This is a genomic window from Wenjunlia vitaminophila DSM 41686 (assembly GCF_000380165.1).
GTDB lineage: Bacteria > Actinomycetota > Actinomycetes > Streptomycetales > Streptomycetaceae > Wenjunlia > Wenjunlia vitaminophila.
Window position 1 is genome coordinate 1 of the sequence record NZ_KB904666.1, and the last position, 25,480, is coordinate 25,480.

Genomic DNA, 25,480 nt, shown 5'->3' on the forward strand with positions numbered 1-25,480 from the left:
GGCAGCGCGTCCCTCTTGCGCTTGACGCGGGGCATCCCGGCGCGCTGCCGTACCGGCAGCTTCGCCTTGATGTCCTTCATGGCCTTGGCGCGGGCCTTGGCGAAGTCGCGGATGGCCTGCTGCTGCGACACGGAGGCGCCCTCGCGCAGCCAGGCCATCGTGTTGCGGGCCTGGGTCAGCATCTTGTCGAGCTGGGCCGGGCCGCACGTCGTCTTCTCGGCCGTCCCCTGGTTCGCGGTGTGGACCTTGCGGGACATGGCCACGCACTCGTTCCACACCCAGCGGCAGCGCGCCCACTCGGCCATCAGGCCCGTGCGGGCGGGCGACGACACACGAAGCCGGTACGTGTACCGGGCATGCCCGGCATCCTTCCGCCGCTCACCCGGTGTCGCCATGGCATCATTTTAGCATGGAAGACGAGAAGCGGATTTCTCTCCGCCTGCCAACAGACCTGCATGCACGCCTGGTTGAAGCGGCCCGTTCCGACCGGCGGTCCCTCAACTCCGAGATCGTCCACCTGCTTGAGGTCGCACTCGGTCCCGCAGTCGAAGACGACCAATCGCCCTGACAGCGATTGCCCTGCCCCATGCCCCGCTACGCGGGAGCTTCGATTCCTCCCCGCCCTCAAGGACGGGGCATCCTCGAAGGAGACGCGGTGAACGCCGCAGTGGACAGGGACGGAGCGCTCCAGGCGCTGGAACGCGAGTTGTCGGTGCTGTTGCGCCGAGCCCGCGCCGCGCAACTGGAGATGGCCCGGGCGGTGCATCCGGAACTGGAGTCCGGCGCCTACGGGCTGCTGCTGCGTCTGGAACAGGTGGGGCCCCAGCGGCCCACCGACCTGGCGGCCTACTTCGGCGTGGGCAAGGCGACCATGAGCCGCCAGTTGCGGAGCCTGAAGGACCTGGGGCTGGTCACCCGTGAGCCCGACCCGGCGGACGGCCGGGCCTTCCTGATGACGCTGACCCGTGAGGGCAGGCGCCGTTTCACCGGTGTCCGGGAGGCCCGTCGGGCCCGGTACCTCTCCCTGATGTCCGCCTGGGACCGGTCGGAGGTGGCGGAACTGGCCCGGCTGCTGCACCGGCTCAACGAACAGTCGCGGGAGGTCTGAGGCCCCTGGCCGGTGGGCCGGGGGCGGTCCGGCGACGCGTCAGAGCTCCACCAGCGCCGCCGTGGCGTCGTCGTGCGCCTTGTGGCGCCGGTTGCCCGCCGCGAGGTCCGCGTCCTCCGCCGCGCGCACCCGGTTGATCAGTTCCTCGGCGCCCTCCTTGCGCAGCAACTCCAGAGCCCCGGTCCAGTCCACCGCACCGAAGAGCTCCACGAGTCGGGAGGCGCCGTCGGTCAGTGCGGCCACCGCGCGCACCCCGTCCCGGGGAAGGGTTCCGGTCACCGCGAGGTCGGCCACCTCCGGGTCGGCCGCAGCGGTGTGGAAGCCGCCCTCCGCGTTCCGCAGTGACTCGACCGCGGCGATGTACGCGCTCACCGTGGCCGGCCGCTCGGGGGCCTGTTGGGGCAGGGCGCGGACGCGGGCGCGCAGGGTGCCCACCGGCTCGGGCAGTCGGTCCAGTCGGTCGTCGAGCACCGGTTCGACGTGGGTCCCGTGGTCCAGCAGCAGGACCGAGTCGGACAGCACCAGGTACTCCACGGTCCGCTCGGACCAGCGGACGGCCACCGCGGTCGCCTGGGGGGTGCGGGGGTGGGTCAGGTCACATCCGCCACCGTGGGCCCGTGCGGTGCGGGAGATCGCCGCGGCCAGGCAGCGGGGGAGTGGTGTGGCGGGGTCGGACACCGCGAGTTCCACAAGCGCCCCGCCCAGTCGGGCGGTGTACCAGGGCACCCCGTGCACACACCCGTCATCGCCGTCGGCGGGCGGGGTGACCCCGTCCAGCACCACCAGGACCCCACCGTGCCCGGAGGCGGGCAGCGCGGCCGAGACGAAGTCCTCGTTGGGACGGGTAGGGCTACTGGGATTAGTGGCGATATCGAGGCGCATGCGAACCATTGTGCATAGGCGGTGTACAAGGTGTTCGAATTACCTGAGACGTGTTGAGGGTGGCTGCCGGCGTGCGGACTCGGGCGGCGCGGTGGTGGCCGGATCGGCCTGCCCGGCGCCGAAGTTCACCTCCTGTTCCCCGAGTGACAGGATGGGTCCGGAAACGATGTGATGCCGAACGGGCACCTAAGCGGAATGACGTATCCTGTCACCTTTGCGGGTCTGGTTCGGGCTTAACGAGCCCTGGTTCCCGACTTGTTGAGGCCGTGGAAGTAATGTTCACTCGTTCGGGTGGCTGAGCGGGGGATGCGCGGCTCCTACCGGCGTGGACTGCGAAGGTCGAGATCATGCCGGGATGGATCGATCGCGTGTGCGGTAACCGTGAAGCTGGTCTCTGGGCAGCTCGCGGAGTCGGTGATGTGAACGCGAGACGAGGACACGAGGTCGGGTGCTGACAGGGCAGATGCCGCGGAGGCGGCACGGCACGCTCGCGGCCCGGTGCCACTCCCCGGTGACGCCGCCGGGGTCCAGCCGGCGCCTGGCCGTGCCGGGCGAGTGCGGCCGGCACGGTGTGGACCTGGCAGGGCGGAGCACCTCGGGACACGCGCTTGTCGAGAGGGTGCTCGGTGGACGTCAAGACCTCCAGGACAACGCCGGTGGTGCGCGAAGGAGAATCGGTGCAGACCTCTGACGTCGAAACAAAGGCCCCGGTCTCCACGAAGATCGTGGTGTCCGGCGGCTTCGGTGTGGGCAAGACGACCTTCGTCGGGGCCGTCTCGGAGATCACCCCCCTGACCACCGAGGCGGTGATGACCCAGGCCAGTGAGGGCCTTGACGACCTGCGCTCCACTCCGGGCAAGACCACCACCACGGTGGCCATGGACTTCGGCCGGATCACGCTCGACGCCGACCTGGTGCTGTACCTGTTCGGCACCCCGGGGCAGCACCGGTTCTGGTTCATGTGGGACGACCTGGTGCGCGGGGCGATCGGCGCGGTGGTCCTCGCCGACACCAGGCGCCTCGCGGACTGTTTCCCCTCGCTCGACTACTTCGAGAGCAGCGGCCTCCCGTTCGTCGTGGCCGTCAACCAGTTCGAGGGCACACCCGCCTACACGGTCGCCGACGTGCGGGACGCCCTCTCGCTGCCCGCTCCGGTCCCCGTGGTGATCTGTGACGCGCGTAACCGCCCCTCGGCGGTGGCCACCCTGATGTCCCTGGTGTCCCACGCGCTGACCGCCCAGACCGCCCAGACCGCCACCTGACGCACGCGGCCCCGCTCCGGGCTCCTGTGCGTACCCGCCGGCGTGCCGCGGGGGCCGAGGGGGCTCGAGCAGGGCACCTGCTGTCCTCCGCCGTGGGTTCCTAGCCTGACGCCCGCGATGCGGTGGCCCGACCGTCACCAGGGGACCGGACCCACCGGGTGCGTCCCCGGAGGTCGCGCCGCGGGGCCCAGTGGACCAACGGGAACGGGGGCAACACGTGCGCAGGATCGCGATTGTGGGAGCCGGTCAGGCCGGCCTGCAACTGGCGCTCGGACTGCTTGCGGCCGACTACGAGGTGACCCTGGTGGCCGACCGGTCACCCGACGAGGTGCGCCAGGGACAGGTGACATCCACCCAGATCATGTTCCACACGGCGCTGGACCAGGAACGCGAGCTGGGGCTCAACCACTGGGAGGACCAGACGCCCCCCATCGAGGGGCTGGGGATCACGGTGGCGACCCCCGACGGTGTCCGTCGGGCCGACTGGATGGGGCGCCTCGACCACTACGCCCAGTCCGTCGACCAGCGGGTCAAGATGGCCGGCTGGATGGAGGAGTTCACCGAACGCGGCGGGCACCTGGTGCTGCGCGCCGCCGGGGTGGCGGATCTCGAGGCGTTGTCCCGCGGGCACGACCTGGTGGTGGTCGCCACCGGCAAGGGCGAGCTGTCCACGCTCTTCGCCCGCGACCCCCTGCACTCGCCTTTCCTGACCCCGCAGCGGGCGCTGTCGGCGGCCTATGTGCACGGTCTCGGACCGCGGCTGGACCACGACAGGCCCGGGCTCTCGGCGAGCTTCGTCGCCGGGGTGGGAGCGCTGTTCGTCCTGCCGTCGTACACCACCTCGGGCCCCTGCGGCGCCCTGTTGTGGGAGGCGGTCCCCGGCGGCCCGGCGGACGTCTTCGCCGGGGTGCGGGACCCGGGGGAGCGGCTGCGGCTGATCCTGGAACTGGTGGAGCGTCACACGCCGTGGGAGCACGCCAGGACGGCCAAGGTGGAGCTGACCGACGAGCGGGCGACCCTCACCGGCGGCTATCCGCCGGTGGTGCGGCACCCCGTCGCCGAACTGCCCTCGGGGGCACTGGTGCTCGGCGCGGGGGACGTGCTGGTGCTCGCCGACCCGGCCGGTGCGCAGGGCGCCAACTCGGCTGCCAAGTGCGCCACCGCGTACCTGCGGAGCATTGTCGAACACGGTGACGGCCCGTTCGATCGGGAATTCATGGAGCGGACCTTCGCCCGTTACTGGGACACCGCGGGGGCGGCGATCACGCGATTCACCAACACCATGCTCGCCCCGTTGCCGGAGCACGTCCAACGGATGTTCATGGTCGCCAATGAGTATCCCGAGGTGGCGGATCGTTTCGTCAACGCGTTCGACGACCCGTCACTCCTGCGGGACTGGTTCTATCAACCGGAGGAAATGGCGCGCTATCTGGACGATGTCCGGATGCGCGGCGGCGCGGGAGCGGGGGCGTGACCGGAACCCCGACACCGCCGACGCCGACGCCCTGTGGGCCGGGGCGACCCCGGTGCGGCGGGCGGCGTCGCGACGGGCCGGCCACCCGAGTGCCGTGGGGACCCCGGCGCGGGGCCTGTCACCGACACGACGGTCGCTGACCGCCGCCGCGGTAGTGGTACAGGAAATCCGCTCCGGTATTTGGCTTTCGTCCGGGTTCCGCGTTCACAGTTCCCTTTCGCTTCCCACCCCAGCGCCCTCAAATCCCTGTGTAATCCTCACGGGAATCCGTCGGACGCCTGGGTAAGAGTCCTCACGGGGGATGCCTGACCGAACACCGAGCCAAGTGATAACCGGAGGGATCCGCCATGCGGATGGCGACCGTGGTCGAATGTGAGATCGACATGGACCTCATCGTCGGCATGGATTTGATCATTGGTGTGGATCGCACGTTGCCGGTGACGGCCCATTTCTCCTACAGCAGCGGTTACCCCTATCAGGTGGTCGCCACTTTCCGGCACGGTGAGGAGAAGATCGCTACCTGGGTCTTCTGCCGGCGCCTGCTCCTGGAGGGCGCGTTCCGTCGGGCCGGGCAGGGCGACGTGCGGATCTGGCCGGACCACGCCCGCTCGCTCGTCTGCATCGGGCTGAGCGCGCCGGGCGGCAGTTCGCTGCTGCTCGCCCCGGCGGAGGCGGTCTTCCGGTGGAACGACCGGATGTGCCGGGTCGTGCCCCCGGGCACCGAGAGCGACCACGTGGACCTGGACCGGGAGGTCGCCGCGCTCCTGGGCGGCTGACCGGTGGCGCCGCCGAGCACGGGCCCACAGGTCCGGAGCCGTTCGACGCCGTGCCCCCGTGGTTCCGGACGGGAGGTCCGGCGCCACGGGGGCACGGAGGGGGAGGCGCGGTCGCCGCCGCGGCGGCGGTCCCGGTCCCGGGGCGCTCCCCACCAGGAAGGGGGAAGGCCCTAGCGCTCGGGGACCACCGGGACCTTGCCGTCGCCGGCTGAGGCACCCGGGTCGGGTCGGACCGCGCCCAGGATCGGCATGCCGCCGACCGGGGCCACCTTCACCACGTCCCCGGTGCGGGGCGCGTGCACGATCTTCCCGTTGCCGATGTACATCCCCACGTGGGTCGCCCCGGGGTAGTAGATGACCAGGTCGCCGGGGCGCAGCAGGTTCAGCGGGATGCGCGGGAGCTGCTTCCACTGCTCCTGGCTGGTCCGCGGGATCGGGGTCCCGGCGGCGGCCCACGCCTGGGAGGTGAGTCCCGAGCAGTCGAACGCGTCCGGTCCCTCGGCCCCCCACACGTAGGGGTCGCCGAGCTGCTTGAACGCCCAGGCGACGGCGGTCTGGCCGCCGTCCGAGGCGGCGCGGTTGCCCTTACCGAGCGCACCGGAGGCCAGGAACTCGGCCTGGGCGGCGTCGAACCCGTCCTCCTCGAGCCGGCGCAGCTCCTCGAGCTGGACCCCGGTGAGGGTGCTGACGATGTCCTCGACCTTGGCGACCCGGTCCTCGACCCTGTCGCGGGCCTTGCGCTGGTCCTCGGCGTACCGCTCGGCCTTCTTCAGCGCCGCCCGCTGCTTGGTCACCACCTTGTCGAGGTTCTTCTGGGTGTCCTGCAACCGCCGGACCACCTCGGCCTGCGCCTCGGCCGCCCGGTTCAGGTCGTGGCTGCGGTCGAACGCCTCCTGCGGGTCGTCGCTGAGGAGCAGGATGCCGTAGTCCGAGAGCCCCGACTGCCGGTACTGCTTGCGGGCGAGCCGGCCGGCCTCGGCGCGGTTCTCCCTGACCTCCTCGCGCTGGTCGTCGAGCTCGCGGGTCAGGTCCTTGACGACCTGTCGCTGCCGGTCCCGCTTCTCCTTGGCGCCCTTGTACTGCTCCGTCGCCTCCTCGGCCTGCCGGTGCAGGTTCTGGAGCCGTTTGAGCAGGGAACGCAGCTCCTGCTGGGACAGGCCCAGCGGCGGGGCGGGCTGGTCCGGGGGCAGGTCGTGGAGGAAGCCGGAGTCCGACGCCTGCTCACCGGCGGAGGGGCTGGGGTCGGCGTGGGCGACCGGCGCGGGCAGCGCCAGCGCCGCACCGGCGAGGAGCGCGCCACAGGTCAGGGCCCGGTACAGCCATCCCTGGGAGCGCCGAGCAACTGACATCCCATCACCTCCGCTATCGATCACTGTGTCCCGGATGATCCTGCCATGATTCGTCGTACGAGTAACAGGGTTGTTTGCGGACAAGACGATCGTTCACCCGGTCGGGGCGCACCGTCAGTCGGCACCGTGGTCGTTGACGTCCCGCGCCCGCCCGGCGGTTCCGCGACCGCGTCGCCAGGGCCAACGGGGGCCGTCGTCCGCCGCGCCGTGCGGGTCGTACTCGTACCGCCAGCGGGTGGCCCGAAGCCGCTGCGGACCGGGGCTGAGCACCCGTCGGTACACGTACACCGTGGGCTCCCCGCCGTCCTCGGCGGGCACCGGCACCGGGTACGTCCTGGGTGGGTGCCCGGTCATCCCGCACAGCACCGGCAACACCCGTCCGTCCAGGGGACCGCCGACGAACGCCGTCCGCTCGCTCCTCACGCCGCCCCCGTCCCCCGCGCCCGCGCGCCGTCACGCGCCGGGCACGGGTCCGGGGGGCCGATGACCGCCGGGACGCCCTCCGCCGGGTTGACGTCCCCCACGCACTCCTCCGCCAGCATGCGGGTAGTCTGCCCCCTCCGCCGGCCCGGGGGAACCGTGACCGCCTGACGCTCACCGCGGCCCGCCCACCCGCGCGCGGGTCACCTCAGGTGCGCCACCGCCGCGCTGATCCCGTCGAGGCGACGGGCCAGGCTCCCGGCGGGGCTGGCGCGGTTCTCCGCGGCGAACACCGGACGGAGCTGCGCGGCGACGGTCGCGTCCCCCGCCGCCGTCACCACCAGCAGTCCGACGAAGTGGTCCACCAACCAGCTCCGCAACTCGTCGGCGGGCGGCTGCTTGCCCTGGTCGAGCCAGGCCAGCGAGACCATCTCCACGGAGGCGATCCAGGAGCGCAGCGCCAGCACCAGCCGTGGGCTCGGCTCCGGCAGCGCCAGGTGCGCCAGGATCTGCTCGAGGGCGCCGCGGCGGACCCCGTCCACGATGGCGGTGGTGCGGCTGGTCTCCGTCACGTACCCGCCGCGGAGCAGTGCCGCGTACCCCGCGTCGCGTTCGTCGACGAAGGCCAGGTAGCGGTCGAGGGCGTTGGACAGGCGCTGGGTGGGGGTGCCGGTGGCCGGCTCGAGGAACCGCCCGGACAGGTCGTCGGCGGCGGTGCGCAGCGCCGCCTCGTACAACTGCTGCTTGCCGCCGGGGAAGTAGCGGTACACCAGCGGCCGGGAGACCCCGGCCGCCGCCGCGACGTCGTCCAACGACACGTCCTCGGGGGCGTGCCGACCGAACAGGTCCAGGGCGGCGTCGAGCAGTTGCTCGCGGCGCTGCGCCACGGGCAGTCGCCGGTGGGCGCCGCGGTTGACCGCTCCAGGTGCTGCCATGCCTGGCAGCGTAGCTCCGACCGGCGCTCCGGTCGTGGTCGCTCGGGTTCCCCTCAACTTGAGCTAGCGCCCGGGCCGCAGCACCCGGTAGTGCTCGGGGCGGGGCCGGCGGGTGCGGAGCCGGTACTGCCAGGTCCAGCCAGGCCAGGCGGCCCGGTTGACGCCCTCCCCGTCGAGGTACCAGCTCGTGCAGTTGTCGGCGGTCCACACCTCCCCGGCCAGGGCACCCTGGATGCGCTCGTTGAACGCGCGCTGTTCCGGTTCCAGGACCTCCAGCGCCTGGCCGCCGCTGCGGTCCAACAGGTCGAGGCAGCGGGCGACGTAACGGGTCTGGGACTCGATCATGAAGATCATCGAGTTGTGGCCGAGGCCCGTGTTGGGGCCGAGCAGCAGGAACAGGTTGGGGAAGCCGCTCACCGTGGTGCCCAGGTACGCCTCGATCCCGTCCGCCCACACCTCCTGGATCGCGCGTCCGCCGCGCCCGGTGAGCGGCAACTGCTGGTAGGCGTCGGTGACGTGGAACCCGGTGCCCAGGATCAGCACGTCAGCCGGGTGCTCGGTGCCGTCCCGGGTCACCACCCTGTCGTCGCGCACCTCGGCGACCGCGGAGGTCACCAGGTCCACGTTGGGCCGGGTCAGCGCCGGGTAGTAGTCGTTGGAGAGCAGGGTGCGCTTGCAGCCCATGCGGTAGTCGGGGGTCAGCGCCCGCCGTAGCTGCGGGTCCTTGACCTGACGGCGCAGGTGCCACTGGGCGACCTGCTGCGCCGCCCACATCAGCCGCGGGTGCTCGAACGCGGCGAACCGGCTCTCCAGACGCCAGTAGATGGCGTTGCGGTAGGCCCGCTGGGCGGCGGGGACCCGGGCGAACAGCCTGCGTTCGAGGTCGGTGACGGACCGGTCCGCCTTGGGCAGCACCCAGGGGGGCGTGCGCTGGAAGACGGTGAGCCGGCCCGCCCGCGGGGCGATCCGCGGCACGAACTGGATGGCGCTCGCCCCGGTCCCCACCACGGCGACGTTCCTGCCGTCGAGGTCCACCTCGTGGTCCCATCGCGCGGAGTGGAACACCGGTCCCCGGAAGCCGTCGAGTCCGGGGAGGTCCGGGATGCTGGGCTGGTGCAGCGGGCCCATGCCGAGCACCAGCGCCCGGCAGGTGAGGACGGCGCCGTCCGCGGTGGTGACCCGCCACCGGCCCGTCCGGTCGTCGTAGGTGGCCCCGCTGAACTCGGAACGGAACCGGATGTGCCGGCGCAGCCCGTACCGGTCCGCGCAGCGCCGCAGGTAGTCGAGGATCTCGGCCTGCTGGGGGAACATCCGTGACCAGCCGGCGTTGAGCTCGAAGGAGTACGAGTACACGTGGGACTGCACGTCACAGGCGCACCCCGGGTAGGTGTTCTCCCGCCAGGTGCCGCCGACCTCGTCGGCCTTCTCCAGGATGACGTAGTCCTCGCGGCCGGCCCGGCTCAACTCGATCGCCATGCCGAGGCCGGAGAACCCGGCGCCGACGATGACGACGTCCGGGTCCGGCGGCGTGCTGTCCTGGACGCGCATCAGGTCCTCCTACCGACTACCGACTACCACGACCGACTAGCGACGGGGGGGAACAGACGGCCTGGACCGCAGGCACGGCTACAGCAGCCCGGAGCTGCGCCACAACCGGACCGAGGGCCCGCTGAGCAGGCCGATCTCCTGTAGGAACCCGGTCAGCCGGCGGGCCGAGGTGCGCATCACCTCGCGGCGGTGGGCGCTGCCCGCGGCCTGGGCCACGGCGAGCCTGGTGGGCAGTCCCACCGAGGCGTAGACCCGGGGGCTGATCAGCGACCTGGCCACCACCCTGGAGACCTCGCCGGTGACCGTCCGGGAGAGGCCGCGCAGGGGCGCCGGACTGGTGACGGCCTGGCGGCGCAGCTCCTCGCGGGCGTACCGCACGTGCCGGGACTCCTCGACCACGTGGATGCGGGTGATCTGCCGGACCAGGGGCTGCACCGACTCGTCCGGGAAGGTCTGGCGCTGCATCCAGTCAAGGATCTCCTCCACCAGCAACGTGGCCGCGAACGACCCGGTGGTGGTCGAGACGCTCTTCATCACCCGGGCGAGGTTGTGGTCGAGCAGGCTCGGCCGGTAGACCGGGGTCTCCAGCTTCTCGATCATCCGGGCGAACATCATGGAGTGCCGGCACTCGTCGGCGATCTCGGTGAGCGCGTACCGCACGTGCCGGCTGGTGGGGTCGTGGTCGTAGGCGTGCCGGGCGAGCAACTGCATCAGGATCAGCTCGAACCAGATGCCCATCGAGGCGAGGCTGGTGGCCTCGTGGCGGGAGAGCTCGATCCGCTGTTCCTCGGACATGGTGCGCCACAGCGGGGTGTCGTAGAGGGAGACCAGGGACGCGGGGAGGAACCACTTGCCGGGCTCGAGCGGTGCCGTCCAGTCGACCTCGACCTCGGGGTCGAACGAGTGCTTGGCGGACGCGGCGAGCAGGCGTTCCGCATGGAGTTCCCGGTCCACGAACTGGGTGGAGGTCAACGTTCCGCTCCTTGCGGCGGGAGGGGCACGGGGCGGCGCCAGCAAGGCCCCGCCGGTCTTATGAGACTGCTTGTCAGTAAGCCCGTCAATCCCTCTGGCCGGACGTGTTGACCTGTCGGTAACTCCCGTTGCCCAGCCAGATCGCACCGGTCACTGAACCCGTCCCCGGCCCCACTGGCGTCGCCGGGGTGGGGAGGGCGGACGGGAGGCTCGGTGCGGGGCGCCGCCACGAGGGCGCGGGGGCAGGGCCGTTCGGCGGGCCCCGCCGCTCCTTACTGGGTGGTCCGGGGCTCGATCGCCGCCACCGCGGTGGCCGGCGCGGGCCGCCGCTGGTGCCGGATGACGCGCAGGGCGAAGACGCCCGCCGCCACAAGTGCCGCACAGGACAGCGCGGTGGCCAACCAGGAGGCGCCCAGCCACTGCCCGCCCAGGTAGCCGAGGCCCACGCTGTAGGCGGCCCAGGTCACCCCGGCCAGCGCCGACCACGGCAGGAAGTCCCCGAGGCGGCGCTGCCCCGCGCCGGCCGCGACGCTGACGATGGAACGCCCACCCGGAGCGAACCGGGCCAGCACGACCAGCGGGCCACCGCCGTGCGACACCACCGTGCCCAACTGCCTCTTGGCCACCGAAAGGCGGCGCGAACGCTCGATCCGCAGCTCCAGCCAACGCCCACCGCGGCGGGCCAGGCGGTAGGCGACGAAGTCGCCGAGGCAGGAGGCCGCCGCGGCGCAGAGCATCAGCATGAGGATCTCGAAGACCGCGAACGCGTGTCCCGCGGCCGACCCCGCGGTGGCCGCGGCGATCAGCAGCACTCCACTGGGGAGCACCGGGAGGAAGACGTCCAGCATGATCGACAACGTGACGAGTGCATAGACCCAGGGCGAACTGAGGAGCGCGCCCAGTTGATCGATCACGTCAATTTCCCCGCCCATCATGCGTCACGCCCGGGCGTCTCCCGGGCGGCATCCACTCACGGCCGCATGCGCCGGTGGAGCTGGAGCGGCAGGGGCGGCTTGCGTCCTCCCGAACGGCCCTCCCGGGCCATCCAACCGTACAGCGTACGCCGCACTCCGTGAGGGGTGTACACCGGTCCCCGTGATGCTGATCACCTCGCCTGCGGAGGATTGTCGGGCTTTGCCCGGTTGAGGATAAGGGGCCGACCAACAGGCGTGGTCAGCCCCGGCTCGAGTGACCCGGCGCGGACCCGGTCCAGCGCGGCGCCGGCCACCGGGCGCGCGACCCCCCGGACCGACGTGGCCAGTTCGCCCTCGAGCGCGGACAACGCCGCGGTGACCCGGGGCGACGACGGGCACCGGGCCACCAGCCGACCCGCCTCGGCGGCGTGCGCCGCGGCCCCCTCGACGTCCCCGACGCGCACACAGGCCAGACCGGCCCTGGCCAGGTAGAGACCGCGGTCCCGGGTCAACGACCGGTCCTGGACCCGGAGCGCCCGCTCGAGCAACCCCCGCGCCTGGTGCGCCAGGCCGAGTTCGAGCAGGGCGAGGCCCGACTGGGCGGCGAGTTCCGCGGCGTCGAACCAGTACAGCCACGGGGGGCCCGGGTCGGTGTGGGCCGACCCCAGCAACGCCTCGGCCCGCTCCAGGGCCCGCCGGCAGCCCGGCTCGTCGTTGAGCAGGGCCAGTGCCCTGGCCCTGCGGGTCTCCACCATCGCGCGCAACCGCCCCGCGGCACCACCGGCCGCGCTGGCCGCCGCGTCCGCCGCCGCCAGCGCGTCCCGGGGCCGCCCGGACAACACCGCCTCCAAGCTCAACCCGGCGAGCAGGTTCGCCGCCAACGAACGGTCCCGCGCGGCGTGCGCCACCCGCAGCCCGGTGAGGAACAGCCGCTGGGCCGCCGCGGGGCGGCCGGTGTCCGCGGCGGCCCACCCACCGAGCTGCGCCAGGTCGGCGGCGACCGCGAACAGCCGACCGTCCACCGACCTGTCCCGGGCGCCACGGTGCAGCAGGTCGGCGACGATCCGCAGGTCCGCCTCCACCCGGTGCCGCACCGCCGCCCCGCCGAGCCGGTCGTCCAGCCGACGCAGCCCCAGTACCCCCGCCTCCAGCCAGGCGACGGTGGCCCCGTCGGCCACCGCGTCCGCGAGGTGGCCGTTCACCTGCCGGGCCACCGGCGCCGCCGCCGCCCAGTCGGCTATCGCCTCCCGCAACGCCTGCCCGGTGACCAGCGGTTGCTCCCGGGTGTCCTCGGCCGCCCAGCCGTCGGCGAGCAGCGTGCGCAGCGCCGCGACGCTCCCCGCCGCCGTCCAGGGAAGCCCGGACGGCACCGAGCCCGGCACCGGGAGCCAGTGCGGCCACGGCCGGTCCCGCAGTTCGCGAGGGGGCACCCCGAGCGCCCTGGCCAACGCCCGTTGGCTGTCCGGCTCCGGAACCACCCCCCAGTGTTCCCAGCGCCAGATCTTCTCCCGTCGGGCCGCCATCGGCACGCCGAGCGCGCGGGCGTTCTCCGCGACCACCCTGGCCAGGTCCTGGTAGCTCCATCCCCGGCTGCGGCGGACGTGCGCCAGCGGATGCGGGGACTCCTGGGGGAAGGCGTCGTTCAAAGCCGGGCTCCTCATGGCCAGGGTCGCCGGGGCGCGTTGGTTCTCCGTCGGGGCTCGTGCCGGTCCTCGCTGCCGGTGTCGGGTCGGTGCCCCGGACCCGGCGCCGGGTCCGCCCGGGACGGTTGTCGGGTCCGGCGCTCGGCTCTGGTTCTTCGGGGCGGCAGGATACCCAGCGGTGGTTTCCGACGTCCCCCGGGAACCCTGGAGTTCGCGGGGGCGTCCTGGTGGAGAGGGAGGGTGGGCCGGGGCCCGCCGGCCCCGGGGAGGTTCGCGACGGGCCGCCGCGGCGGGGCACGCGGCCGGCACGCGACGTCCCGGGCGGCGGCTCCGGGGCCCGGACCCCGGACGGGTGACGGACTCCGTGAGCCGGGCCGCACCGGCACGTTCGCCACCAGCCGGGCCGCAGCGGCACGTTCGCCACCAGCGGGGACAGGGCCGGGAAACCGGGCGAATCGGTTGATGGGGCCCGCTAACGGCTCCCGACTCCACGTCTGGGACAACACCGAGACAACGGACGCGGCCTTGAAGCGTACGAGCGGTTACCGCTTGGCTGTGGTCGATCACCGTGCGTCGGCGGCACCTGGCGTCCCGCCGCGGCCCGCCACCGCGGCCCCGTCGCCCGCGGGCGTTCCCGCACGCACCCGATCAACGAGCCCACATGCCCGGAGCTGGAGGTGACCACGCCGTGGACCAGTGCCGTCGGAGCCCACGGCGTTCCGCCCGCTCTTCCCGATCCGCGTGCGCCGCCGCTCGCCCGACCGCCTCCGCCCGCTGATGCCGCCTCCGCCCTTCCGGTTCTCCCTGACCAGGAACGACTTCACCCTGGACCCGGCGCTCGACGACACGGCGCTCGCGGCGGCGCGGGACGCCATGGCCCTGGGCCGCTGGTCGCAGGCCCGCGCCCTGCTCGCGAAGACGGGTGACGACTGGGACCTCCGCGGCCACCGGCTGGTGGTGCTCGGCGAGGTGGCGGCCAACGGCTGGGCGCAGGACTGGCTGCTCGCCGAGCCGGACAGCGTGGACGCCGCGACGTTGCACGCCTTCGCGTCGGTGCTGCTGGCCGCCCGGGGCAGGGGCAGGCCGGAGCCGGCGCGGGAGGCGTGCCTGGCCGCGGCCCGCCTCGTCCCCGCCGATCCCTCGCCCTGGCTGGCCATGCTGATCCTGGCCCGGTACACCGGGACGGACGACGAACGCATGCGGGCGTTCGACCAGGTGCGGGGCCGGCACCGCGAGCACCACCACGCCCACCACCTGATGGCCGCCTGCCTGGCGGAACGACAGAAGGGCGACGGCGACGACCCGTTCCACGAGGTCTACGAGTTCGCGGAGTGGGCCGCCGGCGAGGCACCCCCCGGCTCGCCGCTCGCGGTGCTGCCGGTGGTCGCCCACGTCGAGCGCTACCGGGTGCTCGCCGAGGCGGGACACGAGCCGCACAACCCCGCCAACTCCGACCAGTGGACCTCCTGGCGGGCGGGCCACGCGCATGCCGCCGCGTTCAGTTGGTGGCTCGACTGGGACGGCAGGGACCACCCCCGGCTCAAGGTCGATCTGAACTTCCTCGCCTACGCGAAGTTCCACGAGGGACGGATGGCCGAGGCCGCGGGCCTCTTCGGCAGCATCGGCCGGAACGCCACGCGGATCCCCTGGTCCTACCCGGGGCGCGACCCCGAGAAGGCGTTCCGTGCCGCCCGCACCACGGCAGTCGGCCTCGGAGCCGCCGGCGCGTGACCCCGCACCCCCAGGCCAGCCCCTCCGGTCACCCGAACCCCTCCCCACGGCCGGAGTCCCCCCGCCACCACCGGAAGGACCCCCTCATGCGCACGGGCCGTGACATCGCCCCCAGCCCTCCGCGCGGACGACCAGCCATCAACACCTACAAGGGCGAGGACCGGGCCCTGCGCGGCGGCCGCCTCGGCCCCCTCGGGCTGCTGCTCTCCGTCCTGGCGGCGTCGGCCCCGATGACCGTGGTCGCGACCGGTCTCTCCCTCGGGTACGCGGTGACCCAGGTCAGGTCGGAGCCCCTGGCCTACCTGCTGATGGGCGCCGTGCTCGCGCTGTTCGCCGTGGGGTACTCCGAACTCGGCCGCCACGTGCACAACGCGGGCGCCTTCTACGCGTACATCGCCCGGGGCCTGGGCAGCACCCCGGCGATCAGCGCCTCGTTCGTCGCGCTGATCGCCTACAACGCCATGCAGATCGGCCTGTACGGCATGTTCGGGGTGCACAGCGCCCACCTGCTCGACGAGTACTTCGGCCTGGACGTCGCCTGGTGGGTCTGCGCCCTGGTCTGTGTCGCGCTGGTCACCCTGCTCGGTGTGCTGAAGACCGACCTCAACGTCCGGGTGCTCGGGGGGCTGTTGGCGGTCGAGTGCGTCCTGGTGCTCGTCTGCGACGTCGCCTTCCTCGGCGACCCCGGTCCTTCCGGGGTGTCCGCGGCGGCCTGGGGGCTGGACGGCCTCAGTGGTGACGGCGTCGGGGTGGTCTTCGTCTTCGCGGTCGCCAGCTTCATGGGCCTGGAGTCGGCACCGGTCTACGCCGAGGAGGCGCACGACCCGCAGGTGTCGGTGGGCCGCACCACCTTCCTCGCCGTGGCGGTCACCGCGGTCCTGTACTCCCTCAGCTCGTGGGCCGTCGGGGTGGCCGCCGGACCGGACGATGTCATCGGGGCCGCGGCGGGCAACGAGAACGTGGTCATCGCCATGGCCGGCGACAGGCTCGGCCCCGTCTTCGGGGACCTGCTCCAGGTCTCCCTGCTGACCAGCCTGTTCGTCGCGCTGCTCAGCTTCCACAACGTCGTCGCCCGCTACTCCTTCGCGATGGGCCGGGAGGGCCTGCTGCCCAGGGCGGTCGGCCGCGCCTCGCGCGGCGGCGGCGCCCCGGCGCTGGGCAGCCTGTTGCAGTCCGCGCTGGCGCTGCTGACCCTGGCGCTCTTCGTGCTGACGGACCGGGACCCCGTCTACGACCTGTACGGCTGGATGCCCAACGTGGGCGCCCTGGGCGTGGTGCTGCTGATGGCGACCACCTCGGTGGCGGCGGTGGCGTTCTTCGTCAAGCGCCGCGTCGCCCGTGCCCTGGCCTGGCGGCTGGGCACCGCGGTGCTCTCCGCGGTGCTCCTGTTCGCCGTCTTCCTGCTGGCCGTCGCCAGGTTCGACGTACTGGCCGGCGCGGAGCCGGACTCCCCGCTGCGCTGGGCGCTGCCCGGCCTGATCGTCGCCACCGCCGTGCTCGGGTTGCTGTACGGGGCGCTGCTGCGGGTCCGCGACCCCGAACTGCACGCCAGGGTCGGCCTGGGCAACGAGGCGTTCCAGCTCGAGAAGGTGGCGGGGGGCGTCGCCGGTCAGCCCGCGGGTGCCTGACCGCGGCACCCGGTGTCGACGTCGGCGCCGCCGGTCCCTGCGCCCGGCCTGCCCAGGACGCCACGCCGGGGCGCTGAGGAGGTCCCGCGGGCCGCTGTCGAACCCCCGCCCTGGGCCCGCGGGACCGGACTCACCCTCGGTCGCTGCCGGGCGTCCCGCTCAGTCGGGCCCCGGCTGCCACCGCACGGTCATGCCCGAGGGGCCCGGCTCCATCCGCAGCCGCGCGTGCAGCTCGGACAGGGACAGGCCAGCGAACTCCTCCGGGACGTCGATCTCCGTCACCTCCCGGCCGTCCATCGGCAGGAGACGGACGCTCAGACCCCCGTCCCCGCTGTCCGACTCCGCGAGGGCGACCACGCGTCCGTCGGGTTCATGGGCCACGTGCACGCGCATGGGAACCGTCCTCCTTCCGCTCACTGGTCCACGTTGACGGCGCTCACGACGAAGTCCGCGTTCCCGTTGCGGGCCCGGATCAGCAGGTTCCACCCGGTGTGGGGCGACCCGTTGGCGTCCCACAGCGCCAACTCCTCCACGATGTCGAGGTAGGAGAACCGGTCGCTGAAGGTGGTGTGTCCCACCGACCACCGGTTGAAGCTCCGTGCCGGAGCGTCCACGTTGATGTACACGAAACCGAACCACTGCTGGGTGTTGACCGCGAGGAACATGCGGCCCGAATAGCGGTGCGTGACACTGGCCATGAGCACCCCTTCGTTGTCAGTCGCCCTGTTCCTCCCCTTTCCTCCGGTGGGGGATGCCCATAGCGCCGCACTCGTCAGGATGACGCGGAGCCGCCTGTTCGGGTTCGCCCGCTCGGTGCGCCGACGTCCGACCGCGGTCCGGGGATCAGGGCCCGGGGCGGCGGTCCGGGGCGGAGTGCCCGTGGTGGCGCTCGGAGCCCGCGGGGACCGCCGCGTAACTCCGGTCGAGGAAGCGCAGCAGGTCCGAACTGTCGGCCTGGAGCAGCACCGTCCCGTCGGGGTCCTCCAGGGCGATCCTGGTGTGCTCCGGGGGCACGGGCCAGATCCAGACGCCGTCCAGGTGCGAGGAACGGCAGAGTCCCGCGCCGAGCAGGTCGCGAGAGAAAGTCCACCTGGTGCCCGTACCGAGAGGGGTGGCTGGCGGGAGGTGGATGTGAACGGAGTACGGCTCCTCCGGGAGGTAGCACAGCTCGGCTGTGATCGGCACGGCGGTCCTCGGGGTGGAGACCACCTCCAGCCGGATCGCCTGGCGCACGGCCGTCAACACGCGTACCCCCTCCCGGGTTTCTGGCTCGTTCCGTCACAGGGGAAGACGCGCGTCCGGGCGGAGAGGTCACCACTCTTCCCCAAGGTTTCCGCTATGACCTCCACCACGTGTGAACTGCCACACTGTCCAGTTCGGAGGGGTTCACGGGCGCGGAAGCAGATCGGGAACCTTCCCCCGGCACATGCCGGTGGCGATATCGCCCCCTGGACACGGGGCTCCGGCCCGGCGACAGTCATTCGGAGAACGCCATCCGACGGGTGCCGCTATGAGAAAGTCGTCATGCGACGCCGTTGCGTAACCGGGGCGCAGCGCTCACCGTCAGTCCAAGGTAGACGAGGCAGGTGTGAGGTGGGGGCAGACACCGAGCAACGGGCCAGTGAGCGGGAGTGGGACGGCCATCTCCTGCTGCTGCACGGAACGGAACCGGAGCGCCGGGCCCGGCTGGCGCGCTGGGTCCGGCGGGGCCTGGAACGCGAGGAGAAGGTGGTGTACGCGGAGGACGTCTCCGCGGTGCCGCGGCAGGCGAGCCTGGCCACGGTCCTGCGCGAACAGGGCATCGACGTGGACGAGGCCGTCCTCGAGGGCCGCTTACAGGTGTTACCACCGCGGGAGTTCTACCCGCCGGGGGCGGTGACGGAACTGGCCCGCCGGGCCGTGGCCGAGGGCCACCGCGGGGTCAGGCTCTCCGGCCAGGCCGCATCGGCCGCCTACCCCCTGGACCAGCACGACCACGAGAAGCTCGAGCGGTCCATCGACCGGCTCTGCGAGAGCGGACTGGCCACCTCGGTGCTGTGCCAGTACGACACGACCGCCACCACCGGCGGTGCGCTCCGGCAGGCCGCCACCGCCCACGTCACCGGCATCAGGCAACGGTTGCTGCGCACCGGGACCCGGGGCCGTGACCTGGTGATCGCCGGGGAGGTGGACAACTCCAACGACGCGCTGCTGCACGAGGTGCTGCGGGCGGCCACCGAGACCACGCGGGAGTCGGTGCGGCTCGACCTGAGCCGGGTCTCCTTCATCAGCGTCGCCGGCTGGCGGGCCCTGGCCCGCGGCAGCGAGCGCTACCGCAGGCGCGGTGGCTGGCTGGTGCTGCTGGCGGTGCAGCCCGGCGTCGCCAGGATCGCCCGGCTGATCGGGGTGGACCGGCTCACCAGGATCCGGATGGTGCCCGCGGAGGGACGCGTGGTCCCACTCAGGTACGCAAAATGAGGTACCGTCAGCCAACCGCGCGGACGTGATGGAGTGGGCATGGGTGACCCAGGCGGCGGAGCCGCCCGGCTGAGCAACGACCTCTCAGGTACCGTCCACGCACCCGTGGTGCAGGCCGGCCGCGTCACCGGGGACGTCACCATCCACCACTGGCAGTCGCCCCCTCAGGAGCAGCCCCCGGTACCCCGGCAGATCCCCCCGTTCACGTCCTCCTTCGTCAACCGCACGGCCGACCTGGCCGGCATCGACGCGGCCCTGACCCCGCGCCCCGACCGCCCGGTGCGGCTCGCGGTGCTCAGCGGGCTGCCCGGGGTGGGCAAGAGCAGCACCGCGCGCCACTGGGCGGAGTCGGCCCGGCAGCGGTTCCCCGGAGGGGAGCTGTACGTGGACTTCGCCGAACTGCGCGACCGGGCCGGGGGCGACGTCAGCGAGGGCCTGCGCAGGTGCCTGCGCGCCCTGGGCGTGCAGGAGGGACACATCCCGCCCACCCTCGCCGAGCGCGCCGCCCTCTACCGCTCGCGCACCGCGGGCGGCGCCAGCATGCTGGTGCTCCTCGACGACGTCACCGAACCCGCCCAGGTCACCCCGCTGATCCCGAGCGCCCCGGGCAGCGCGGTCCTCGCCACGAGCACCGGGCAACTCGCGGACCTGCTGCTGGACGGCGCCGAGCTGATGCCGCTCGACCCCCTGGACGCGGCCAGCGGCACCCGGTTGCTGGCCGAGCGCTGCAGCGCCGCCAGGACGGCCGCGGAGCCCGAAGCCGTGGCCCGGCTCGTCGAGTTGTGCGCGGGGCTGCCCATCGCCCTGCACGTCGCCGCCGCCCGGCTGATCACCCGCCCCAGGATGACCGTGGCGGCCCTGCTCGGCGAACTGACCGACGAGGACAGCCGCCTGGCGGCATTCACCCTGGAGGGGGAGAGCCGCGTGTCCGCGGTGTTCACCAACGCCTACCGCCAGTTGCCAGCCGAGGCGGCCGGCGCCTACCGGCGCCTGGGGCTGCTGCCCGGCCGCACCTTCGACCTCCCGGCCGCCGCCGTCGCCTGTGACACCGACCCGACCACCGCGGGCGCGCTGCTGGACGCCCTGCTGGCGGCGAGTCTGCTGGAGCAGGAGGGCCAGGACCGCTACCGGTTCCACGACCTGGTCCGGCTGCACGCCCGCAGCAGCGCCGTGCGGGAGGAGACGGAGAGCGAGCGGCACGCCGTGCTCCGGCGGGTCGTGGACCACTACCTGGTCCGGGCGGCGCTCGCCGACCGGGCGCTGACCGGCGAGCGGCTGCGGATCACCGACCACGCCGTGCTGCTTCGGGGCCAGGCCGACCCCTTCCAGGGCGATCCGTGCGGGCAGGGCGCCGGCCCCGACGGGCAACCGCACCCAGGGCGCCTCGCCCTGGCCTGGCTGTCCACCGAACGGGCCAACCTGCTGGCCGTGCTGCGGGCAGCGACCCGACACCGCCTCGACGAACAGGCGTGGCGGCTGGCCGAGGCGATGTGCGCGCTGTACCTGCACCACCGCCACCTGGCGGACTGGGTGGAGGCCACCGAGCTCGGCGCCGCAGCCGCGCACCGGGTCGGCCAGCCCGCCGCCGAGGCCCGGCTCCGCGCCCTGCTCTCCCGCCCCCTGCTCGACCTGGGGCAACTCGACCGCGCCGGCCGGGAGCTGCACACCGCGGTGGAACTGGCCGACGCCTCGGGGCACCCGGTGCTCCGGGCCTCCGTACGCGAGTTCCTCGGCCGTTACCTCGACCGGACCGACCACGCCCGGGCGATCGACGTCTACGAGCAGGCGCTCGCCCTCAACCAGCAGGCCGGCGAGGCCCGCGGCGCCGCCCTGGCCCGCTACTTCCTGGGCTGCGCGCAGGACCGGGCCGGGGACCCCGGCGGCGCCCTGACCACGCTGCGCCGGGCCCACGGGGAACTCCTCGCCCTCGGCGACCAGCGGATGGCCGCCCGGACCCTGGCCGCCGTCGGGCTCGCCCAGGACCACGTGGGCGAAACCGCCGCGGCGGTGACGGCCCTCGAGGACGCCGCGGCGCGGCTCGAGCACGCCGAGGCGTTCCACTACCAGGCGCAGGCGTTGGAAGCCCTCGCGGACATCGCCGAGCGGGCCGGGGACTGGGCGTCCGTGCGGCGTCACCTGCGGCGCGCGGTGGAGATCCTCGCCGCGGGCGGCAGCCCCCGGGCCGACGACCTGCGGGCCAGGCTCAGTGCGGCCCCGGCCCAGCCCGACCAGGCCCAGCCCGACCAGGAGTCCCGCGGCTGAGGTCCCCGCCCGGGAGCGCCGCCACCCCGGGCCTGGTGCGCAGCGCCACGTCCACCACCCGTTCCCCGACGGACACCTCCACGGTGCCCTCGAGCGGCAGTCCCGCCCGCAGCCGGGCGTGCACCACCGCGCAGAACAGCGCCGGGTCCCGCAGCGGACCGGTCGCCGCGACCTCCACGACCCGACCGTCCCGGAGCCCCACCAGGCCGAGCCCTGACGCCACCGCCGCCGCCAGCCGCCGCCCCGGGTGCTCCGCCAACGCCTCCCGGACCCAGCGCACCGCGGCCACGACGGTGCGGGTGTCACCGCCGCGCACCACGGCGGCGGCGCTCTCCGCCAGCCGCAGGTCCGGTTCCTCCTCGTCCGTCACCAACAGCCGGACCGCGCCCGGCGGTTCCACGAGGCCCCCGGCGACCGCCGCCGGAAAGCGCTCCACGGTGACCCGGTCCCAGCCGCCGACGCCTTCGGTGGGCACCCGTTCCCCCCGTGCCGACGGGGCGCCGCCCTCCCGTGCCGCCGACGGGCCCCCGGCGCTCCCGGCCGGCCGGGAGAGCACCACCCAGGACGTCACCTCGCGCACCACGGGCTCCGGGACGGGGAACGCCCCCACCGACGGGGGCGCCCCGGGTTCGTCCAGCTCCAGCAGCCGGTACACCGCGGAACGCAACCGCTCGAGGGCCCGTCCCGGCAGGGCGAAGGTCCGCCCGACGAGCTCCGCCTGGTCACCCGGCCGGTGCTCGTCGATCGTCCGTTCGAGCTGGGCGCGCACTCCTGTCCGCGGGTCGAGCCGGGGAACCCGCCGCCCCAGCCCGGCCAACGGGGTCCCGGACACCGCCTCCGGGCCGAACGCGCCGAGCAGCAGCGGGATGCCCAGGGCCGCCCCGTACAGGGTCACCGAACCGTGGTCCCCGACGAGCGCGTCCGCCGCGACCAGCGTGCCGTGCCACCCCCGCTCCGGCGGGACCAGCAGCAGCCCGGCGTCCGCCGGGTCGGCGAGCCGTCTGACCACCTCCCACTCGCCGTGCGCGGACCGGACGTTGGGGTGGGTGACCAGGGCCACCCGGTAGCGGTCCGCGGGCAGCTCGGCGAGCAACCTCGCCGGGAGGTCAGGCCAGCGGCCGACCAGCGACTGCTCCCCCCAGGTGGAGCTGACCACCACCAACCGCTGCCCAGGCCGGAGCCCCAGGGCGTCCCGGTACCGCCGCCGCCAGCGGACGCTGGCCACCAACCGGTCGTACCACGGGTCCCCGAGGAGCAGGGTGCGCCCGACCGTGCGCGGCTCGGCCGCCGCGAGCTGGTCGGCCTGGTCCGGGTGCGACACGGCCAGCCAGGTGCGACCCGCCTCCAGCAACCCGGGCGGCACCAGGCCGGACAACCGCCGCCGGTCGGCCCTGGAGTCCGGGACCTGCTTGTGGAAGCCGACCCCGTGCGGCAGCACGAGTATCGGCGAGGTGACGTCGCCGAGGTCGGCGTTCTCGGTCGCGGTGATCACGAGGTGGCAGTCCACCTCGGCGAGTTGGTCCCACGGCATCACGCGGACCCCGGCGGAACGGAGCAGCCGGCGCACCCCGTCGCCGAACGCCGACGTCGGGTCGTGGGTGAACACCACGCTCACCCTGCGGTCCGCCCGCAGCAGCGGCGGCAGCACCTCGAGCACCCGGACCGTCGAGGTCACCGTCCGGGTCACCACCACCACGGTCCGCTCCGCGGGGAACGTCCACCAGCGGTGCGCGTCGGGACCCACCGGGACGCGCAGCGGGGGGTCACCACCCACGACTACCACGGACCGCCGCCGCGGCCCCGGCAGCAACCGCGCTCAGCCCCCGACCCTGTGCCCCCAGGCTCCAGGCTCCAGGCTCCAGGCTCCAGGCTCCAGGCTCCAGGCTCCAGGCTCCAGGCTCCAGGCTCCAGGCTCCCCTACTACATCCTGGGTCGGTTCACCACCGGGGGGCGGATCGCCTGGGGGTGGGGCGCCTGGGCGCCCTTCGAAGGAACGGGTCATCTCCGGAGGCTTCCCCTGTTCAGGTGAGTCCGCGGGTGGTCTGCGTCTTGCGCACGCCGCGGTAGATCCCGGGCCCGAAGTCCTGCAGGCCCCGGTCCAGTCGGGGAATGGCCCTGCGGAAAGGACCCAGCGGGAAACGGTATCCACGTTCGACCCCCTCCAGCTCCCACAGGTGCATCAACTCCGGGTGACGCGCCACGACCCGCTGGTCGGCAGGGAAGAGGTCCACGCGCACCAGCACCATCGCGCCGTTCCTGGCCGGTGTCACGGCTACGCGGCTGAGCTCGTCCCAGCGCAGCGACCACGGCTGTCCCTCGGGGTCGTCCCAGTGCACGCCGGCGCTGTCCACGATCAGGCGGCAGGTGCGGGTGACGGCCTTCCAGCTCCGCAGCGGGAACAGCGAGAGCAGGGTGAACACCGCGCCCACCACGCCGAGGAGCAGCCCGCCCCCGCCGGAGAAGCCCCTGCGGGACGCCTCGATGAGCGCGGTCACGCCGAACGCCAGGCAGACTGCGGAGGTGCCGAAGACCTTGAGTTTGGTGTTGGCCGAGACGTTGATCACCACGGGCTCGCCCGACCCCTGTGGTTCCCCCGAATGCGTGTCCATCGTGACATGCTAGCCAGCCCGAACGACGCCCTCCGAGGCGGTGAGCCACCGGGCTTCCCGGAGCGGGACGCGTTCCTCCCGGGGCCCGCCGAGGCTCAGGAGATGTGCCGATTTGCAGCGGTTTGTGACCGGGGTTAGAACAGACGGGGAACGGCGGGGCACCAGGTCGGCCCCGGGAGCACGCCCGACGACGAGTTCCGGGCCGTCGATCACCGCCGTCACCGCAGTCACCGCCGCACAGCCGGGAGCGCCCCCCATGACCTGCACGCACCTCCACGCCCCCGCCGGTGCCCGCGGCCGGCGGCTCCGCGGGGCCCGTCCTCCGCCGTACGGGTTGCCGGGAGCGAACGGGGGTGCCCGCGGCACGACGGAGCCGGATGGTCAGATGACGGACGAGGTGCTGTTCCTGGACCGCAGCGGGGTCCGCGCCGCCATGGCGCAGGTGGACCCGTGCGCCACCGTGGAGCGGGTGCTGCGCCACCACGCGCGGGGTCGGGTCACCCGGTCCCCTGGGGGCTCCCTGTCCTGGACCAACGGCGCGGACGGCCGGTGCCACGCCCGGGCCACCCTCGGCGCGGTGGAGGCGGACACCGACCCGGCGGTGCTCGGGGTGACGTTGGCCAGCGCGTCCTCCGACGATCCGGCGCGCGGCCGGGAACGGGCCGGCGGGATGGGCGTGCTTCTCGACGCCGGGACCGCCCGCCCCCGCCTGCTCGCCGAGACGGGCTGGCTCGGCGTCGCCCGCACCGCTGCCTACACCGCGGTGAGCGTGCGGCACCTCGGGCCGGCGCAGTGGGACGCGGTCTCCCTGGTCGGCTGCGGCACGGTGGCCCGCGCCCATCTCGAGCTGCTGGCCAGGGAGTTCCCCCGGGCGATCCGGGTCCACCTGCACGACCAGGTGGACGCGCGGGCCCGGACCCTCGCCGACTGGGTCTCCCGTCACCACCCCCGGATGACCCCCGAGGTCCACGACACCCCGGAGCGAGCCGTGCGGGCGGCCCCGGTCGTCCTGACCACCGCCACGGCCGGTCACGGCTACCTGCCGGCGTCCTGGCTCCGCCCCGGCACGTTCGTCGCCCACGTCTGTCCGGACGCCCTGTTGCCCGACGCGTTCCCCACCGCCCAGGGCCTGTTCGTGGACGACGTCGAGCTGGTCGCGGACGACCCGCACGTCCTGGGGCGGCTGCTGCGGAACGGGGAGGTCGCCGCCGGGCGCACCGCGGGCGGGGCCCAGGGACGCCGGGCCGGGGGACCGGGCGCCCCCAGGCCGCTGGACGGCACCCTGGGGCAGGTCCTCGTCGGTGAGCGCCCGGCCATCCGCCCGACCGTCGGGCACGTGATCAGCAACCCGATCGGCATGACCGCCCTGGACCTCGGCCTCCTGGACGAGCTCCACCGGGCGGCCACGACCCACGGCCACGGCCGTCGCCTGACCCTGCGCTGACCCGCGGCAACCCCGCGGTTCGGGCGTCCCCCCGCGAGAGCGAAGGGACCCGGAGCGGGCCGCGGT

General features: G+C 73.5%; 24 protein-coding genes and 1 pseudogene. 10 read left to right on the forward strand and 15 right to left on the reverse strand.

The features are described 5' to 3' along the window. A pseudogene (locus tag A3IG_RS34210) lies at positions 1 to 395 on the reverse strand (RNA-guided endonuclease TnpB family protein); the annotation flags it as partial. 14 nt (positions 396 to 409) lie between these two features. Here A3IG_RS34210 and A3IG_RS32520 point away from each other — a divergent pair. Beyond that, positions 410 to 568 carry an Arc family DNA-binding protein gene (locus A3IG_RS32520; protein WP_078500361.1) on the forward strand — a complete coding sequence of 53 codons (159 nt, stop codon included), beginning with the start codon at positions 410 to 412 and terminating at the stop codon, positions 566 to 568. 87 nt (positions 569 to 655) lie between these two features. Then, complete coding sequence (locus A3IG_RS0112265; protein ID WP_018383859.1) at positions 656 to 1,108, forward strand: MarR family winged helix-turn-helix transcriptional regulator; 453 nt, start codon at positions 656 to 658, stop codon at positions 1,106 to 1,108. 39 nt (positions 1,109 to 1,147) lie between these two features. Here A3IG_RS0112265 and A3IG_RS0112270 read toward each other — a convergent pair whose 3' ends face one another. Continuing rightward, on the reverse strand, positions 1,148 to 1,990 hold the full coding sequence (locus A3IG_RS0112270; protein ID WP_026220194.1) for a hypothetical protein: 843 nt from the start codon (positions 1,988 to 1,990) through the stop codon (positions 1,148 to 1,150). A 677-nt stretch (positions 1,991 to 2,667) separates the two neighbouring features. Here A3IG_RS0112270 and A3IG_RS29500 point away from each other — a divergent pair. From A3IG_RS29500 to A3IG_RS29505, 3 genes are all read left to right on the forward strand, one after another. Next, positions 2,668 to 3,252: a GTP-binding protein gene (locus A3IG_RS29500; protein ID WP_018383861.1), complete on the forward strand. Its 585-nt coding sequence runs from the start codon at positions 2,668 to 2,670 to the stop codon at positions 3,250 to 3,252. A gap of 217 nt (positions 3,253 to 3,469) precedes the next feature. After that, positions 3,470 to 4,726, forward strand: a complete 1,257-nt coding sequence (locus A3IG_RS0112280; RefSeq protein ID WP_026220195.1) for a styrene monooxygenase/indole monooxygenase family protein — start codon at positions 3,470 to 3,472, stop codon at positions 4,724 to 4,726. A gap of 347 nt (positions 4,727 to 5,073) precedes the next feature. Next, on the forward strand, positions 5,074 to 5,502 hold the full coding sequence (locus A3IG_RS29505) for an SsgA family sporulation/cell division regulator (protein ID WP_018383863.1): 429 nt from the start codon (positions 5,074 to 5,076) through the stop codon (positions 5,500 to 5,502). Between the two features lie 170 nt (positions 5,503 to 5,672). Here A3IG_RS29505 and A3IG_RS0112290 read toward each other — a convergent pair whose 3' ends face one another. The 8 genes from A3IG_RS0112290 to A3IG_RS0112325 form a co-directional block, all read right to left on the reverse strand. Beyond that, positions 5,673 to 6,851, reverse strand: coding sequence for a C40 family peptidase (locus A3IG_RS0112290; protein ID WP_018383864.1), 1,179 nt, complete (start codon positions 6,849 to 6,851; stop codon positions 5,673 to 5,675). Positions 6,852 to 6,965: 114 nt separating this feature from the next. Beyond that, positions 6,966 to 7,274, reverse strand: coding sequence for a hypothetical protein (locus A3IG_RS0112295; protein ID WP_018383865.1), 309 nt, complete (start codon positions 7,272 to 7,274; stop codon positions 6,966 to 6,968). Continuing rightward, positions 7,271 to 7,393 carry a hypothetical protein gene (locus A3IG_RS35715; RefSeq protein WP_018383866.1) on the reverse strand — a complete coding sequence of 41 codons (123 nt, stop codon included), beginning with the start codon at positions 7,391 to 7,393 and terminating at the stop codon, positions 7,271 to 7,273. Before A3IG_RS35715 ends, A3IG_RS0112295 begins: the two co-directional genes overlap by 4 nt. Positions 7,394 to 7,474: 81 nt before the next feature. Further along, positions 7,475 to 8,206, reverse strand: coding sequence for a TetR/AcrR family transcriptional regulator (locus A3IG_RS0112305; protein ID WP_078500364.1), 732 nt, complete (start codon positions 8,204 to 8,206; stop codon positions 7,475 to 7,477). A 63-nt stretch (positions 8,207 to 8,269) separates the two neighbouring features. Continuing rightward, positions 8,270 to 9,754: a flavin-containing monooxygenase gene (locus tag A3IG_RS0112310; protein WP_018383868.1), complete on the reverse strand. Its 1,485-nt coding sequence runs from the start codon at positions 9,752 to 9,754 to the stop codon at positions 8,270 to 8,272. Positions 9,755 to 9,832: 78 nt separating this feature from the next. Beyond that, positions 9,833 to 10,726, reverse strand: a complete 894-nt coding sequence (locus A3IG_RS0112315; RefSeq protein WP_018383869.1) for an AurF N-oxygenase family protein — start codon at positions 10,724 to 10,726, stop codon at positions 9,833 to 9,835. Between the two features lie 272 nt (positions 10,727 to 10,998). Then, positions 10,999 to 11,640, reverse strand: coding sequence for a DedA family protein (locus A3IG_RS0112320; protein ID WP_018383870.1), 642 nt, complete (start codon positions 11,638 to 11,640; stop codon positions 10,999 to 11,001). Between the two features lie 191 nt (positions 11,641 to 11,831). After that, complete coding sequence (locus tag A3IG_RS0112325; protein ID WP_018383871.1) at positions 11,832 to 13,286, reverse strand: helix-turn-helix domain-containing protein; 1,455 nt, start codon at positions 13,284 to 13,286, stop codon at positions 11,832 to 11,834. Between the two features lie 774 nt (positions 13,287 to 14,060). Here A3IG_RS0112325 and A3IG_RS0112330 point away from each other — a divergent pair. Then, complete coding sequence (locus tag A3IG_RS0112330; protein WP_104530742.1) at positions 14,061 to 15,014, forward strand: hypothetical protein; 954 nt, start codon at positions 14,061 to 14,063, stop codon at positions 15,012 to 15,014. An 86-nt stretch (positions 15,015 to 15,100) separates the two neighbouring features. Next, on the forward strand, positions 15,101 to 16,642 hold the full coding sequence (locus tag A3IG_RS0112335) for an APC family permease (RefSeq protein ID WP_018383873.1): 1,542 nt from the start codon (positions 15,101 to 15,103) through the stop codon (positions 16,640 to 16,642). A gap of 159 nt (positions 16,643 to 16,801) precedes the next feature. Here the strand turns inward: A3IG_RS0112335 and A3IG_RS0112340 are convergent, their stop codons facing one another. The 3 genes from A3IG_RS0112340 to A3IG_RS29510 all read right to left on the reverse strand — a co-directional run bounded on the left by A3IG_RS0112340 (position 16,802) and on the right by A3IG_RS29510 (position 17,887). After that, positions 16,802 to 17,035 carry a hypothetical protein gene (locus tag A3IG_RS0112340; RefSeq protein WP_018383874.1) on the reverse strand — a complete coding sequence of 78 codons (234 nt, stop codon included), beginning with the start codon at positions 17,033 to 17,035 and terminating at the stop codon, positions 16,802 to 16,804. 20 nt (positions 17,036 to 17,055) lie between these two features. Next, complete coding sequence (locus tag A3IG_RS0112345) at positions 17,056 to 17,340, reverse strand: hypothetical protein (RefSeq protein ID WP_157862291.1); 285 nt, start codon at positions 17,338 to 17,340, stop codon at positions 17,056 to 17,058. A 145-nt stretch (positions 17,341 to 17,485) separates the two neighbouring features. After that, a complete protein-coding gene (locus A3IG_RS29510; protein ID WP_018383876.1) occupies positions 17,486 to 17,887 on the reverse strand; it encodes an SsgA family sporulation/cell division regulator in 402 nt (133 codons plus the stop codon). Positions 17,888 to 18,235: 348 nt separating this feature from the next. Here A3IG_RS29510 and A3IG_RS31880 point away from each other — a divergent pair, with 348 nt between their 5' ends. Together A3IG_RS31880 and A3IG_RS0112360 are read left to right on the forward strand one after the other, a co-directional pair. Further along, on the forward strand, positions 18,236 to 19,099 hold the full coding sequence (locus A3IG_RS31880; RefSeq protein ID WP_018383877.1) for an MEDS domain-containing protein: 864 nt from the start codon (positions 18,236 to 18,238) through the stop codon (positions 19,097 to 19,099). A gap of 39 nt (positions 19,100 to 19,138) precedes the next feature. Next, positions 19,139 to 21,361, forward strand: coding sequence for an ATP-binding protein (locus A3IG_RS0112360; protein WP_018383878.1), 2,223 nt, complete (start codon positions 19,139 to 19,141; stop codon positions 21,359 to 21,361). Here A3IG_RS0112360 and A3IG_RS29520 read toward each other — a convergent pair. Together A3IG_RS29520 and A3IG_RS0112370 are read right to left on the reverse strand one after the other, a co-directional pair. After that, positions 21,303 to 23,135, reverse strand: coding sequence for a hypothetical protein (locus tag A3IG_RS29520; protein WP_018383879.1), 1,833 nt, complete (start codon positions 23,133 to 23,135; stop codon positions 21,303 to 21,305). The genes A3IG_RS0112360 and A3IG_RS29520 overlap by 59 nt on opposite strands. A gap of 247 nt (positions 23,136 to 23,382) precedes the next feature. Further along, positions 23,383 to 23,970 carry a hypothetical protein gene (locus A3IG_RS0112370; RefSeq protein ID WP_157862292.1) on the reverse strand — a complete coding sequence of 196 codons (588 nt, stop codon included), beginning with the start codon at positions 23,968 to 23,970 and terminating at the stop codon, positions 23,383 to 23,385. Between the two features lie 385 nt (positions 23,971 to 24,355). On the opposite strand from A3IG_RS0112370, the gene A3IG_RS0112375 reads away from it, so the two are divergent. Continuing rightward, positions 24,356 to 25,414, forward strand: a complete 1,059-nt coding sequence (locus A3IG_RS0112375; RefSeq protein WP_018383881.1) for a hypothetical protein — start codon at positions 24,356 to 24,358, stop codon at positions 25,412 to 25,414. Positions 25,415 to 25,480: the final 66 nt, after the last annotated feature.